15 protein-coding genes are annotated in these 13,823 nt (G+C 72.1%); 7 read left to right on the forward strand and 8 right to left on the reverse strand.

The window, feature by feature from the left end; translation table 11 throughout:
- Both AXW62_RS21375 and mce read right to left on the reverse strand, forming a co-directional pair.
- Window positions 1-610, reverse strand: a 610-nt coding sequence (locus AXW62_RS21375) for a polarized growth protein Scy-related protein (RefSeq protein ID WP_502688780.1), incomplete at its 3' end; no start/stop codon positions are given.
- A 276-nt stretch (window positions 611-886) separates the two neighbouring features.
- Window positions 887-1,339, reverse strand: coding sequence for a methylmalonyl-CoA epimerase (gene mce, locus AXW62_RS21380; protein ID WP_060945960.1), 453 nt, complete (start codon window positions 1,337-1,339; stop codon window positions 887-889).
- A gap of 156 nt (window positions 1,340-1,495) precedes the next feature.
- Between mce and AXW62_RS21385 the strand changes: the two genes are divergently transcribed.
- A complete protein-coding gene (locus tag AXW62_RS21385) occupies window positions 1,496-2,671 on the forward strand; it encodes an acetyl-CoA C-acetyltransferase (protein ID WP_060945961.1) in 1,176 nt (391 codons plus the stop codon).
- 2 nt (window positions 2,672-2,673) lie between these two features.
- Complete coding sequence (gene meaB / locus AXW62_RS21390) at window positions 2,674-3,633, forward strand: methylmalonyl Co-A mutase-associated GTPase MeaB (RefSeq protein ID WP_060945962.1); 960 nt, start codon at window positions 2,674-2,676, stop codon at window positions 3,631-3,633.
- A gap of 418 nt (window positions 3,634-4,051) precedes the next feature.
- On the opposite strand, the gene AXW62_RS21395 is transcribed toward meaB, so the two are convergent.
- The gene (locus AXW62_RS21395) at window positions 4,052-4,672 is read right to left on the reverse strand and encodes a PepSY domain-containing protein (protein ID WP_060945963.1); all 621 of its coding nucleotides are present in this window, start codon (window positions 4,670-4,672) and stop codon (window positions 4,052-4,054) included.
- Between the two features lie 124 nt (window positions 4,673-4,796).
- Between AXW62_RS21395 and AXW62_RS21400 the strand changes: the two genes are divergently transcribed.
- Window positions 4,797-5,453, forward strand: coding sequence for a response regulator transcription factor (locus AXW62_RS21400; RefSeq protein ID WP_060945964.1), 657 nt, complete (start codon window positions 4,797-4,799; stop codon window positions 5,451-5,453).
- Window positions 5,446-6,876: a sensor histidine kinase gene (locus AXW62_RS21405; RefSeq protein ID WP_060945965.1), complete on the forward strand. Its 1,431-nt coding sequence runs from the start codon at window positions 5,446-5,448 to the stop codon at window positions 6,874-6,876. The genes AXW62_RS21400 and AXW62_RS21405 overlap by 8 nt, the downstream gene beginning before the upstream one ends.
- Window positions 6,877-7,501: 625 nt before the next feature.
- Here AXW62_RS21405 and AXW62_RS21410 read toward each other — a convergent pair.
- Window positions 7,502-7,978: a MarR family winged helix-turn-helix transcriptional regulator gene (locus AXW62_RS21410; protein ID WP_030823863.1), complete on the reverse strand. Its 477-nt coding sequence runs from the start codon at window positions 7,976-7,978 to the stop codon at window positions 7,502-7,504.
- A gap of 94 nt (window positions 7,979-8,072) precedes the next feature.
- Window positions 8,073-8,753 carry an AIM24 family protein gene (locus tag AXW62_RS21415; RefSeq protein ID WP_060945966.1) on the reverse strand — a complete coding sequence of 227 codons (681 nt, stop codon included), beginning with the start codon at window positions 8,751-8,753 and terminating at the stop codon, window positions 8,073-8,075.
- A gap of 137 nt (window positions 8,754-8,890) precedes the next feature.
- On the opposite strand from AXW62_RS21415, the gene AXW62_RS21420 reads away from it, so the two are divergent.
- A complete protein-coding gene (locus AXW62_RS21420; RefSeq protein ID WP_060945967.1) occupies window positions 8,891-10,138 on the forward strand; it encodes an RNA-guided endonuclease InsQ/TnpB family protein in 1,248 nt (415 codons plus the stop codon).
- Window positions 10,139-10,173: 35 nt separating this feature from the next.
- Here AXW62_RS21420 and AXW62_RS21425 read toward each other — a convergent pair whose 3' ends face one another.
- Window positions 10,174-10,824, reverse strand: a complete 651-nt coding sequence (locus AXW62_RS21425) for an AIM24 family protein (RefSeq protein WP_030823859.1) — start codon at window positions 10,822-10,824, stop codon at window positions 10,174-10,176.
- Between the two features lie 187 nt (window positions 10,825-11,011).
- Window positions 11,012-11,650, reverse strand: a complete 639-nt coding sequence (locus tag AXW62_RS21430) for an AIM24 family protein (RefSeq protein WP_079105851.1) — start codon at window positions 11,648-11,650, stop codon at window positions 11,012-11,014.
- A gap of 163 nt (window positions 11,651-11,813) precedes the next feature.
- Between AXW62_RS21430 and AXW62_RS21435 the strand changes: the two genes are divergently transcribed.
- A complete protein-coding gene (locus AXW62_RS21435) occupies window positions 11,814-12,158 on the forward strand; it encodes a DUF3817 domain-containing protein (RefSeq protein WP_030823853.1) in 345 nt (114 codons plus the stop codon).
- Window positions 12,155-12,448 carry an MTH1187 family thiamine-binding protein gene (locus tag AXW62_RS21440; protein WP_030823850.1) on the forward strand — a complete coding sequence of 98 codons (294 nt, stop codon included), beginning with the start codon at window positions 12,155-12,157 and terminating at the stop codon, window positions 12,446-12,448. The genes AXW62_RS21435 and AXW62_RS21440 overlap by 4 nt, the downstream gene beginning before the upstream one ends.
- A 348-nt stretch (window positions 12,449-12,796) precedes the next feature.
- Here the strand turns inward: AXW62_RS21440 and AXW62_RS21445 are convergent, their stop codons facing one another.
- A complete protein-coding gene (locus AXW62_RS21445) occupies window positions 12,797-13,789 on the reverse strand; it encodes an ArsR/SmtB family transcription factor (protein WP_060945969.1) in 993 nt (330 codons plus the stop codon).
- Window positions 13,790-13,823 lie beyond the last annotated feature (34 nt).

Below are 13,823 nucleotides of genomic sequence, written 5' to 3' on the forward strand. Positions count from 1 at the left end.
CGGCGCGGGCGGCCTCCGCCTCCGAGCCCAGCCGCTGGCGGGCCTGTTCGGTCAGCCGCTGCGCCTCGGCGCGGGCCTCGGCCAGGGCCTGCTCGGCCTCCGCCCGGGACTCGTCCATCAGCCGGCGGGCCTGCGCCTCGGTACGGGCCCGCAGCTGCTCGGCCCAGGCCACGTTCTCGTTGACGTGCGACTCGACGGTGGCGCGGCGCTCGGCCAGCTCCTGGTCCAGCCGCTGACGCCGGGCCACGGCCTCGGCGTGCAGTTCGGCCTCGAGCCGGGCCTGCCGCTCGGCCTGCTCCTGGAGCAGCCGCTGGGTCTGGGCCCGGGTCTCGCGCAGCTCCCGTTCGGCGTTGGCGCGCAGCTGGTCCGCCTGGATCTGCGCGTCGCGCAGCAACTGCTCTGCCTGGTAGCCGATGTTGGCGCTGTCGTAGGCGGGGCGGGCCGCCAGATTACGGCGCGCCTCATGCAGCTTGGCGCGCAGCACCTCGACTTGGTAGCCGAGGTCGTCGGCGTGCTGGACGGCCTTCTCCCGCTCGGTCTTCAGCCGCTCCATCTCGGCCTCGAACTTCGAGAGCTGATCGTCAGGCTCGTAGCGGTCGTAGCCCCGCACTGCGCGGTCCCATCCGTCCCCTGGTCGCGTTGGCGGCCTGCTCCGTCGCCCTCGCGGCCCCCGTGGTCCCTTGCGGTGTCCCGGGGTTCCTCGAGGGTTCCCTTGCGGTACCGACCAGGCGAGGTGCGTGCCGGGTCGGACCGGAGCTGGCCCTTCCGAAGAAATGGTGTCAGATCATCGGCGTAGCCCGGGCCGGACCCCGATCCCTTTCCGATTCCGTACCCCGGCCGATGCTGCACTCTACCGGCCGGGGAAGGGGTAGGTCAGTGGTCCGCTTCAGTGATCCTCTCCGCCCGGGTGCGCGGCGGGGTTCGCGGCGGTGACGAGCTCGGTCAGCACACCGTGGCAGTCCTTGGGGTGGAGGAAGGTGATCCGGGAGTCCATCGAGCCGCGGCGGGGCTGTTCGTACAGGACCCGGACGCCCTTGTCGCGGATGGCCTCGGAGTCGGTGTCGACATCGGCGGTGCCGAAGGCGATGTGGTGCACGCCCTCACCGTTCTTGGCCATCCACTTGCCGACCGCGGAGTCCTCCCGGATCGGCTCCAGGAGCTGGAGGTAGGAGGCCCCGCCGTCGGAGGTCTCATTGATCTTGAGCATGGCCTCGCGGACGCCCTGCTCCTCGTTGATCTCGGAGTGGAACACCTCGAAGCCGTACGTGGCACGGTAGAACTCGACGGTCTTGTCGAGGTCGAAACAGGCGATCCCGATGTGGTCGATTCTCGTCAGCATGGGAACAGTGCACCGCCGCACAGCCGGTTACGCAACGTGCGCGCGATCACACCGATCGGCCGGTGACCGCGCGGGTACTCGTCAGTACATTGACGATAACCCTCGTTAACTTCCTTCTTCTGGTGAAGGGACGCACCAATGACTCGTACGACCTCTGTGATGGTGGCGGGCGCCCGTACGCCCATGGGACGGCTGCTCGGCAGCCTGCGCTCGTTCTCCGGTGCCGACCTGGGCGGGATCGCGATCAAGGCCGCGCTGGAGCGGGCCGGGGTCGGCGCCGAGCAGGTGCAGTACGTGATCATGGGGCAGGTGCTCCAGGCGGGTGCCGGGCAGATCCCGGCCCGCCAGGCGGCGGTCAAGGCCGGTATCCCGATGAGCGTGCCCGCCCTCACGATCAACAAGGTCTGCCTCTCCGGTCTGGACGCGATCGCCCTGGCCGACCAGCTGATCCGCGCGGGTGAGTTCGACATCGTGGTCGCCGGCGGCCAGGAGTCCATGACCAACGCCCCCCATCTGCTGCCGGGGTCCCGCGAGGGCTACAAGTACGGCGCGGTGGAGATGCTCGACGCGATGGCCCACGACGGGCTCACCGACGCCTTCGAGTCCATCGCCATGGGCGAGTCCACCGAGAAGCACAACACCCGGCTGGGCATCCAGCGCCCCGAGCAGGACGAGTTCGCCGCCCTCTCCCACCAGCGGGCCGCCGCCGCCCAGAAGAACGGCCTGTTCGACGCCGAGATCACCCCGGTGGAGATTCCGCAGCGCAAGGGCGATCCGGTGGTTTTCGACAAGGACGAGGGCATCCGCGGCGAGACCACCGCGGAGCTGCTGGCCAAGCTGCGGCCCGCGTTCGCCAAGGACGGGACGATCACGGCGGGCACGTCGTCGCAGATCTCGGACGGTGCCGCCGCGGTCGTGGTGATGAGCAGGGCCAAGGCCGAGGAGCTGGGCCTGGAGTGGATCGCCGAGATCGGCGCCCACGGGAATGTGGCGGGACCCGACAACTCCCTCCAGTCCCAGCCGTCCAACGCGATCGCGCACGCCCTGGGCAAGGAGGGGCTGACGGTGGACGACCTCGATCTCATCGAGATCAACGAGGCGTTCGCCGCGGTCGCCGTGCAGTCAATGAAGGACCTGGGGGTTTCCCCCGAAAAGGTGAATGTGAACGGGGGCGCGATCGCGCTGGGCCACCCCATCGGGATGTCCGGCGCGCGGATCGCGCTCCATCTCGCGCTCGAACTGCGGCGGCGCGGCGGCGGCACGGGCGCGGCGGCGCTGTGCGGCGGCGGCGGGCAGGGCGACGCGCTGATCCTCCGGGTGCCGGGGAAGTAACCATGGCGGACGTGGCCAGCCTCGTGGAGCAGGCGCGGCAGGGGCGGCCGCGTGCGGTCGCCCGGCTCATTTCGCTGATCGAGGGCGACTCGCCGCAGCTGCGCGAGGTGATGGCCGCGCTCGCGCCCCTGGTCGGCGGCGCGTACGTGGTCGGGGTGACCGGCGCACCGGGGGTCGGCAAGTCCACCTCCACCTCCGCGCTCGTCACCGCCTACCGGCGGGCGGGGAAGCGGGTGGGCGTCCTCGCCGTCGACCCCTCCTCGCCCTTCTCCGGCGGGGCGCTCCTCGGCGACCGGGTACGGATGTCCGAGCACGCCTCCGACCCCGGCGTCTACATCCGCTCCATGGCCTCGCGCGGCCACCTCGGCGGGCTCGCCTGGGCCGCCCCGCAGGCCATCCGGGTGCTGGACGCGGCCGGCTGCGACGTGGTGCTGGTGGAGACGGTGGGCGTCGGCCAGTCCGAGGTCGAGATCGCCGCCCAGGCCGACACCAGCGTGCTGCTCCTCGCGCCGGGGATGGGGGACGGGATCCAGGCCGCCAAGGCCGGGATCCTGGAGATCGGCGACGTGTACGTGGTCAACAAGGCCGACCGGGAGGGGGCCGACGCCACGGCCCGCGAGCTGGGCCACATGCTGGGCCTGGGCGAGGCGCGGGCCCCGGGGGACTGGCGGCCCCCGATCGTGAAGACCGTGGCGGCGCGCGGCGAGGGCGTCGACGAGGTTGTCGAGGCCCTGGAGAAGCACCGCGCCTGGATGGAGGAGCGCGGTGTGCTCGCCGAGCGCCGGAAGCGGCGCGCGGCGGGCGAGGTCGAGACGATCGCGGTGACCGCGCTGCGGGCGCGGATCGGCGATCTGCACGGTGACCGCCGGCTGGGCGCGCTCGCGGAGCGGGTCGTCGCGGGCGAACTGGATCCGTACGCGGCGGCGGACGAACTGGTGGCGGGGGTGACCGGGCAGGGGTGACGGAGCGGGGGTGACCGGGCAGGGGTGACGGCGGTGACGGAGCGGGGGTGACAGGGGCGCGGAGGCTTCGTTCCGGGTGGGCTGGGGTGTGCTCGGCATGGGTGCGTTCGGGGTGGGGCGGGGTGTGCTCGGCGTGGGTGCGTTCCGGGTGCGCCGGGGTTTGTTTGGGGCGGGTGCGTTCGGGGTGCGCCGGGGTGTGCTCGGCATGGGTGCGTAGCGCGGGTGCGCTCGGGGTGCGCCGGGGCGCGTTTCGGGGTGCGGGGCCGGGGCCTCCGGGGAGGGGTCCTGGACCGTATATTTACGGCGCCGACGGCCGATAAGCGTGGGGCTGGTCGGAGATTGGCGCCACAAATACACGTAAGCGTCCAGAACCCCACCCCTCCGACCCCGTCCCCTCCCGTCTCGTCGGCGGCTCTCCCTAGTCGTCGTTGTCGTGGTCGTCGTCGGCGGGGGCCTGGGTCACCTTGCCAGACTGGGCGTCTACGTACAGCTCGTGCTCGGTGTGGCCCCGGACGACCTCGACCTCCCACGCCGGGGTGCCGTCGTCATCGAACTCCACGGAGGTCACCGTGGACCGGGGCGCGGCCTTGCGCGCCGCCTCGGTGGCGGTCACCGTGGCCTTCTTCAGGGCGGCGGCTTCGGCGGCGTCCTCCGCGGCGTCCTCGGGGTCGTTGTCGTCCCGGTCCACCCGCTGGCTCAGGACCCTGGCGTCGGAGGCGTCCAGGGTGATCTCGTGCCACGTGCCGTCGTCGCCGAGGACGTCCGCGTCCCAGGTGGGCCGGGCGCCGTGGTCCAGGTCGAGGGAGGCGAGCGTACCGGGGACCGCCTTCAGGGCGGCCTCGGCGGCGTCGGAGAAGGACGCGCGGGCGGTGGTCCCGGAAGCCGTCCCGGACGCCTGGGAGGTCAGGGCCTCGGGAGCGGTGGACGAGGACCGGGCACGGTCCGTGCTGCCGTTGCCGCTTCCCGCGATCGCGACGGCCGTACCGCCGGTGAGCAGGGCGGCCGCGGCGACGGAGGCGATGACGATGTGGCGCTTCATGTGTGGGTTCCTCCCCATTCGTGTCCATTCGTGTTCGGACGGCAACCACCTTGCCTCAGCGATGCTGAAGGCCACCTGAAGCCGCCTGAAGAGTTCTTCAGGTTGGCTCTGGGAGGCTGTCCCCATGCGTTTGCTGATCGTGGAGGACGAGCGGCGGCTGGCCCTGTCGCTGGCCAAGGGGCTGCGGGCGGAGGGGTTCGCCGTCGATGTGGTGCACGACGGCCGGGAGGGGCTGCACCGCGCGCAGGAAGGCACCTACGACCTCGTCGTCCTCGACATCATGCTCCCGGGGCTGAACGGCTACCGGGTCTGCGCCGCCCTGCGGGCCGCGGGCAGCGAGGTGCCGATCCTGATGCTCACCGCCAAGGACGGGGAGTACGACGAGGCGGAGGGGCTCGACACCGGGGCCGACGACTACCTGACCAAGCCGTTCTCGTACGTGGTGCTGGTGGCGCGGGTACGGGCGCTGCTGCGGCGGCGCGGGTCCGGCGCCTCGCCCGTGGTGCGGGTGGGGGCGCTGACGGTGGACCGGGGCGCGCGCCGGGTGGAGCGGGACGGCCGGGCGGTGGCGCTGACCGCCAAGGAGTACTCCGTGCTGGAGCAGTTGGCGACGCGGGCGGGGGACGTCGTCTCCAAGCCGGAGATCCTGGAGCACGTGTGGGACTTCGCCTACGACGGCGACCCCAACATCGTCGAGGTGTACGTGAGTGCCCTGCGCCGCAAACTGGGCGCGGGGCTCATCGAGACCGTGCGGGGAGCGGGGTACCGGCTCCGTGCGTAGGGTGTTCGGCTCGGTGCGGGCGCGGGCCGCGCTGGGGGCGACCGTGGTGGTCGCGGTGGCGCTGGTGGCGGCGGGGCTCGCGGTGCTTCAGGTGCTGCGCGCCGACCTGGTGGACCAGGCGAGGCTGAAGGCCCGGACGGACGCCCGGGAGGTCGCGTCGAGGATAGCCGCCGGGACGGGTTACCGGGCGCTGGAGCTGGACGAGGACGTCCCGGTGCAGGTCGTGGACGAGGACGGCCGGGTGCGGGCGGTCAGCGAGGACCTGGAGGCCGTGACGGGCACCGGGAGCGCGTCCGTGACGCCCGTCGGACCGGGATCGGGGCCGGGGCCGGACGACGGCGGTGACGCCGATGACGATGGCGATGGCGATGATGACGACGACGCGGGACAGGTGTCCTCCGAGGAGGAGTACGGCCACGGCTCCGCCCGGATCGACGGGGAGACCGGGGACTACGTCTGGGCCGCCGTGGAGGTCACCGACCGGGGCGGCACGGAGGTCACCGTCTACGCGGGCGCCCCGCTGGCCACCGAGCGCGACGCGGTCTCCACGGCGCGGGACGCGATGCTGATCGGGCTGCCGCTGCTGCTGCTGGTCGTGGCCGCCGTGACCTGGCTGGTGACCCGGCGCGCGCTGCGGCCCGTGGAGGGCATCCGGCGGGAGATGGCCGCCATCACGGCGAGCACGGATCTGTCCCGGCGGGTGCCCGAGCCGGGGACGCACGACGAGGTGGCCCGGCTGGCCCGGACCACCAATGAGACGCTCGCGGCGCTGGAGGCGTCGGTGGCGCGGCAGCGGGCCTTCGTGGCCGACGCCTCCCACGAGCTGCGCTCCCCGGTGGCCTCGCTCCGCACCCAGCTGGAGGTGGGCGCCGCCCATCCGGAGCTGCTGGACGTGGACGGTGCGGTGGAGGACGTGGTGCGGTTGCAGCGGCTCGCGGCCGATCTGCTGCTGCTGGCGCGGCTGGACGCGGGGGAGCGGCCGCACGGCGGGTCCCCGGTCGCGCTGGACGCCCTGGTGCGCGAGGAGCTGGCCCAGCGGACGGGGGACCGGGTGCCGGTGCGCACGGAGGTGGCGCCGGTCGCGGTGCGGGGGTCGCGCGGTCAGCTGTCCCGGGTACTGGGCAACCTGGTCGACAACGCGCAGCGGCACGCCCGGGGCGGGGTGCGGGTGGCGGTCCGCGAGGAGGGCCGGTGGGCCGTGCTGCAGGTCGCGGACGACGGCGAGGGGGTGCCCGAGGGCGAGCGGGAGCGGATCTTCGAGCGGTTCGTACGGCTCGACGACGCCCGCAGCCGCGACGACGGCGGGGCCGGGCTGGGCCTCGCCATCGCGCGGGACGTGGTGGTGCGCCACGGCGGCACCCTGACGGTCTCGGCCGCGCCCGAGGGCGGCGCCCTGTTCGAGATGCGGCTGCCGTCCGGCTAGCCCCGGGACCGGTTCCGTGCCGGGCCCCGGAATTCGTTCCCGGGGCCCGAGCCCGGGCCCCGCGGTCCCCCCGGGACAGGCTCTCGACCGGGCAGGGGACGGACCCGTGCCGGGCCGGGGACAGGCCCGTGTCCGGCCGGAGACAGACCCGTACCGGGCCGGGGACCCGCGCCGGGCCCGGAACAGTCCCCTGCCGGGCCGGGAACAGACTCCCGGGCGGGATGCCGCTACGGCCCGTAGGCGCCAGACCCGTGCCGGGCCTGCGCCGGACTCGTGCCGGGCCCGGGACAGTCCCCTGCCTGGCCGGGGACAGATCCTTGGCGGGATGCCGCTACGGCCGTAGGCGCCAGACCCTGCCCGGCCGGAAACAGACCCGTACCGGGCCAGGGACCCGTACCGGGCCTGCGCCAGATCCGTGCCGAGCCCGGGACAGACCCCTGCCGGGCGCACGACAGCCCCGTGCCGGGCCCCGCGACAACCCCGTGCCCGCCCCAGGGCAGACCCCCTGCGGGGCCCCGGGGCACACCCCCTGCCGGGCCCCCGGGCAGGCTTTCGGGCCGGGCCCCGGGGTCCGCGCCCCGACCGGGGGCTGGGTCTAGCCCCAGCCCCGACCGGGGGGCTGGGGCTAGACCCGCCCCCGCTGGGCGCGCAGATGCTCCGCGACGGGCACCAGCGATCCGTACAGCGCCTCGCGGTCCTCCGGTGCGAGCAGGTCGATGAAGTGCTTGCGCACGGACGCCACGTGGTGGGGGGCGACCTTGCGCATGGTGTCCCAGCCCTGCTCGGTCAGCACGGCGTAGAGCCCCCGCCGGTCGGATTCGCAGTTCTCGCGGCGGACCAGGCCGGCGTTCTCCATCCGGGTGATCTGATGGGACAGTCGGCTCTTGGACTGCAGGGTCGCGGACGCGAGGTCGCTCATCCGCATCCGGTGGTCCTCCGACTCCGAGAGGTTGACCAGGATCTCGTAGTCGTTCATGGTCAGGCCGAACGGCTGCAGGTCCTTTTCGAGCTGGTAGGTCAGCAGCCGGCTGACGTCCAGGTGGGTGCGCCACGCGCGCTGTTCCTCGTCGCTGAGCCAGCGCGTGCCGTTCTCGGTCTCCATGGAATCTATTCTACCTATAGAAGTTGAATTCCGAACCAATGGATGTCTCGGGCTAGAGGTCACCTGTTCGACGTTACACTCCGCACGCTCGTGCTCACGAACCGGTACCCCCTGTCTCGCCAACCGCTATCTCGGCGATGACCTGCTCCGTGGACTGCAGCAGTACGGTCCCCGCGCCCGTGAACTCGAACTGGTGCTCCTCGCCCGAGGCGCCCCCGATGCCGGTGTGCGCCCTGATGCCCCCGAGGAAGCCGCGCAGATACTCGTGGTCGTAGTGGTGGCACGGTGTGGGGCAGTCCGCCCAGCCCACCAGCGCCTGCGGATCCACCCGGATCGGCGGCTCCACGAAGACCACGGGCCCGTTGGAGGCGGCCACGAACTTCCCGGTGCCGATGAGGGTGAGGAACCCCGGCACGATCGACTGCTTCAGGGACAGCGAGGGCTGGAAGGCGAGCAGATTGCCGGACCGGATGGAGAGGTTGCCGTCCTCCAGGTCGTAGGAGTTGACGTCGAAGGCGCGGTCCGCGAGCACCATCTTGCCCCGGCCCTCGGCCACCACCCAGTCCGCGGCGTGCAGCGGGGAGTGGAAGCTGTGCGCGACGAGGTGGTCGAGGTGGCCGTACCCGACGCCCTGGAAGTCGATCTGCCCGTAGTAGGCGACCATCTTCCCCTTCTGCAGGAACCACTGGCCGTTCAGGTCCACGCTGAAGGCGTACGCATTGACGTTGTCGTCGACCGGCAGCGTCCAGGCGTCGTGGATGACGGGGCCGTTCACCTGGTTCCTCCGAGAATGCCCAGGCATTCGTCAGGGGGAGGAACCGGACTCTCGCGAAGGAGAACAGCGCGAGGCGAATCGCTGGCAGAGTCGCTCGGCGTCCATCCCGTGCGGTGCCCGGGCAAGTCATACGGGCCATGAACTCTCAACTGTCGTACCTTCCGGTTAGATTGGTGATTGTGGCGGCGGAAGCGAGGACTGGCGAGGGCACCGGGTATGCCCGGTGGACCTACCGGCTTCGCGTGTCCGCTGGCGCTCGCGCGGCGCTTGAGGCGGAGTGGGGTCGGTGCCGGTGGGTGTGGAACGAGTGCGTTGCCCGTTCGAAGAAGGCCCACCAGGACGGGGAGAAGTGCGGACCGGCCATGCTCGACAAGATGCTGACCGAAGCCCGCCGCATCACCCCCTGGCTCCGAGAGGGCTCTTCGGTTCCTCAGCAGCAGGTCATCCGCGACTTCGGCACATCCCGCACGAAGTCGCTGAAGGACATCACAGACCGGCTCCCCGTGCGTCGGCGGGCGGGGTTGCCCCGCTGGAAGAGGAAGCGGGATGCCGCCCCGACCTTGAACTACACCCGGCGCGGCTTCCGTTTGAAAGACGGGCGTCTGCACCTCGCGGGCGGCATTGTGGTGACGGTCGTGTGGTCGCGAGAGCTTCCAGCTGACCCGTCCAGCGTGCGCGTCTACCAGGACGGCCTCGGCCATTGGTATGCGTCGTTCGTCGTTCCCGCCCAGGTCGAACCGCTTCCCGGAACCGGCCTGGTGCTGGGCGTGGACTGGGGGGTGCGTGAGACCGCCACCACCACATCCGATGCCCACGACCTTCCCCATGCTGGACATGGCAGGAAGGCCATGGCGAAGCTGGGCCGCTACCAGCGGATGATGGCCCGCCGCAGTACGGCGAAGGACAAGGCGCAGTCGAACGGCTACCGCATCGCAAAGCGGCAGGCGGCGAAGGTGCACCGGAAGATCGCCCGGCAGCGGCAGGACGCCGCTCGCAAGTGGGCCAAGAAGGTGGTCCGTGACCATGACGCGGTGGCGGTGGAGGACTTCCGCCCGAAGTTCCTGGCCAGAACGTCGATGGCGCGCAAGGCTGCTGACGCCGCCATCGGCGCCACGAAGGCGGCCCTGATCGAGATGGGCCGCAAGCACCAGCGGGACATCCGGCTGGTGCACCCTGCGCACACCACCATGGACTGTGCGCGGTGCGGAGCGAGAACCAAGCACGCACTACCTCTCTCGGAACGTACCTACACCTGCACCGCGTGCGGAGGCGCGTCCCCCAGGGACAAGAACTCCGCCCACGTGATGCTCGTCCGGGCTGGTCTGAACCCGGCTGGTGTCGAGGGCGTAAGACCTCCCGGGCCGCCGGTCCGGAAGGCGGCCTGAGCCAGGAATCTCCCGCCTGCAAAGCGGAAGAGCAGTCAAAGCTTCTCCTCCGATGCCTGGACGTAGACCATGCCGGTGCCGGACAGCTCCAGTTGGAACGCCTCCCCCGAGCCGCGGCCCACCATTTCGCGCCAGCCGATCGCCGTCGAGAGCTTATTGCGAACATCACCCCGGTGGGCGACATAGGCTTGCGGATCGACATGGACCGGACGCCCCGGGCTGATCGGCAGTTCGATCACCCCGCCGTGCGCCATGACCGCGGCCGAGCCGTGCCCCTCCAGCGTGGTGGTGAACAGCCCCTGCCCGGTGACCTGGCCGCGCACCATGCCCATCACCCCGCCCTGGGAGCCCATGAACATGGTGCCCTGGCGCAGCGAGCCGTCGAAGGCCAGCAGCCGGTCCGACTCCACGTAGAGCGTGTCGCCGACCAGGTCGATCACCTGGACGTGGTGGCCGCCGTGCCCGAACATCACCGTGCCCTGGCCCTCGACGGTCATCAGCGGGGTGGCCTCGCCCGCGACCCGCCGCCCGATCATCCCCATCACTCCGCGCTGGCCGCCGGTGATGCTGGGGGTGAACCGTACGTCCCCGCGGTACGCGAGCATCGCGCCGCGCTGGCTGAACAGGGTCTGCCCGGGCATCACCTGGGCCTCGACCATCCGTGAGGTGAGAGTCGTGAACGGCATCATGAGCCCCCTGTCCGGTTCGCTTCTGTGCCCGCGCGGCGTGGGGGTGCGGGTTTCGTCGTCGTCTGCCGCCCGGTGGCCGCGTGTGGGTCGCTCGCGCCTGTTGTCTGGTTCGCTTCTGTGCTCGCGCGGCGTGGGGGTGCGGGTTTCGTCGTCGTCTGCCGCCCGGTGGCCGCGTGTGCGTCGCTCACACGTCACCCCCGATCGTGTTGCGCTCACTGGGCTGGACGTACACCAGGCCGTCGCCCTCGAAGCGGATCTGGAAGGACTCCCCGCCGCTCTCGCCCAGCAGCGCCCGGAAGTTCGCCCCCGACTGGAAGTGCTGCTTGAGACCGCCGGTGTGGGCGATGTACGCGCCCGGGTCGACCTGGAGCGGTGTCTGCGGGGTGACGCGCAGCACCACCGCCGTGCCGTCGGAGAGGATCGCCGCCTGGCCGGTGCCCTCGACGGTGGTGGTGAACAGTCCGTTGCCCTGTGACGAGCCGCGCAGCCCGGTGAAGGAGGTGCCGGTGCGCAGCGCGGCGTCCGTGCACAGCAGATTGCTGGACTCCACGTACAGCTTCTCGCCGTGCAGCGACACCAGGTTGATCTCGCTCGCCCGGTCGGCGAAGTAGCACGTTCCGTGCCCCTTCACCTCCATGACCTCCATCTGCTCACCGGTGAGCCGCCGGGTCACCATGCCGCGCAGCCCCTCCCCGCCGCCCGTCCTCTTCTTGAAGGTCATCTCCCCCTCGTACGCGACCATCGCGCCGTTCTTGGCCTTCACGGAGTCGCCGGTCAGGTCGACCGCGAGCACCTTGCTTTCCTGGAGCCGAAACTGAGCCACGGACCCGACGGTATCGGTCCGGTGACGTCGCCGGACAGGGAGCACCTGGCGGCGCGGGTGCCCCCGGGGCGGCGATCGCCCGCGCGGCTGCGACAATGGGCCAAGGCTTGTGCATTCCTTCACAAGCCACTCCCGTGTCCTCTCTTCACGCGAAGGTGCTCTCGTGGACTTCAAGACCGCCACCGCGCTGCGCCGGCTCCGCCTGGTCTCCGCGCCCGAGGCTGTGTCCTTCCTGCTGCTGCTCATCTGTTCGGTGCTCAAGCGCACCACGGACTTCAACGCGGTGCCGGTGATGGGCATGGTGCACGGCGTGCTCTTCATCCTCTACCTGGTCTTCTGGGCGGACGCCTGGAACCGCGCCAAGTGGAAGTGGCAGACCGCGGCCCTGTACTTCGTCCTCTCCGTCCTGCCCACCGGCGGCTTCTTCGCCGAGCGCAAGCTCAAGCGGGAGGCCGAGGCCGGGGTGATCGCGGCCCGTGCCCGCAAGGAGGGCGTGGTCAACGCATGATCGTCGCCTTTTCGGTGACGCCGCTCGGGGTCGGCGAGGACGTGGGGGAGTACGTCGCGGACGCGGTGCGGGTGGTCCGGGAATCCGGGCTGCCGAACCGTACGGACGCGATGTTCACGTCGATCGAGGGCGAGTGGGACGAGGTCATGGACGTCGTCAAGCGTGCCGTCGCCGTGGTGGAGGCGCGGGCGCCCCGGGTCTCGGTGGTCCTCAAGGCCGATATCCGCCCGGGTGTCACGGACGGTCTGACGTCCAAGGTCGAGACGGTCGAGCGGCACCTGTCCGCGTAGCGGGGCCGACCGGGGCCGGAGGTGATCCCCCGGCTCCCCGGCCCCGCGCCCGGCCCCGCCCCGGCTGCCCGTCCCCGCACCCGTACCGGGCTCCGCCTCCGCGCCCCCGCCTCGGCTCCCCCCGTCCCCGCCTCCCCGCCCCGGCTCCGCGCGGCGCCCATGCGGCGGGGGCGGTGCCCACGCGGCGGGGACGACGGCGGAACGACGGGGGCGGTGCCCATGCGGCGCGGAACGACGACGGCGGCGGCGCCCACGCGCCCACGCGCCCATGCGCCCATACGCCCATGCGCCCATGCGCCCATCCGGCGGCGAAACGGCGGGGGCCGGAGCCGGGGCGGAGTCCGGGGGTCATCGGCCTCCGCCCACCAGCGCCATGCCCAGCGGGGTCCGCTCGTACAGCACCTGGTGCCCCTGGCGCCGCGAGCTGAGCAGCCCGGCGTCGCGCAGCACGGTCAGATGGGCCGAGACCGACGAGGGCGCCAGGCGGTGGCGGGCGGCCAGGGCCGTGGTGGAGGCGGGTTCCTCCAGACCGGAGAGGATCGCGGCGCGGCTGGCGCCCAGGAGCCGTACGAGGGCCTCCCTCCCCACCGCGTCCGGTTCCCGCCACAGCCCGCCGACCCCGCGCGCCGGATAGATCACCGTCGGCTGCCACGGCGGGACGAAACCGCTGACCACATCCGGCCAGACGAAGGCGCTGGGCATCAGCAGCACCCCCCGCCCGGCCAGGTCCTGGGTCCGGGCCGGGACCACGGGCGTACGGATCGTGAGCGTGCCGTCGGCCCAGCGCAGGGCGGGCCGCAGATCCGCGAACAGCCGCTCCAGGCCGCCGTCGGCCAACTGCCGTGACCGATAGGCGATATCGGCCTCCAGCAGGGCCCGCAGCCGGGGCCAGTCCGGGGCCACCAGGGCGTGCCAGGCCCGTTCGGTCACCTCGGCCAGCCGCTGGACCGCCCATGCCGGATCGGCCAGCATCGCCCGCCCCCGCGGGGACTCGACGGCCCCCGGGGTGGACTCCAGCGACAGGGCCAGCTCGCGGCGGGCAGCGGCGGGGTCCGTGGCCCGCAGCCGCGCCAGCTCTTCCTCGAACGGCGCGTACGGCACCTCTGGCGGCGGCCCCAGGAAGTCCGGGGTGTAGCCGTGCCGCTCCGGCATCAGCAGCCACAGATCCGACAGGTCGAGCCCGGCCACCGCCGCCCGCACCCGCCGCAGCCACGGCAGGTGGTAGCCGTGCCGCTCCCGGCGGCGCAGGGTGCGCACGGCCTCGTGGGTCTGGCACAGGGGAGAGATGGCGAACCGGCAGCGCAGCAGGTCATCGGCGCCGAAGAGCATGTGCAGGGGCATCCGCGTCCCCCTCTCCCCTGGAAGATTCGGTTCG

It is taken from the genome of Streptomyces hygroscopicus subsp. hygroscopicus (genome assembly GCF_001553455.1).
Classification (GTDB): domain Bacteria; phylum Actinomycetota; class Actinomycetes; order Streptomycetales; family Streptomycetaceae; genus Streptomyces; species Streptomyces hygroscopicus.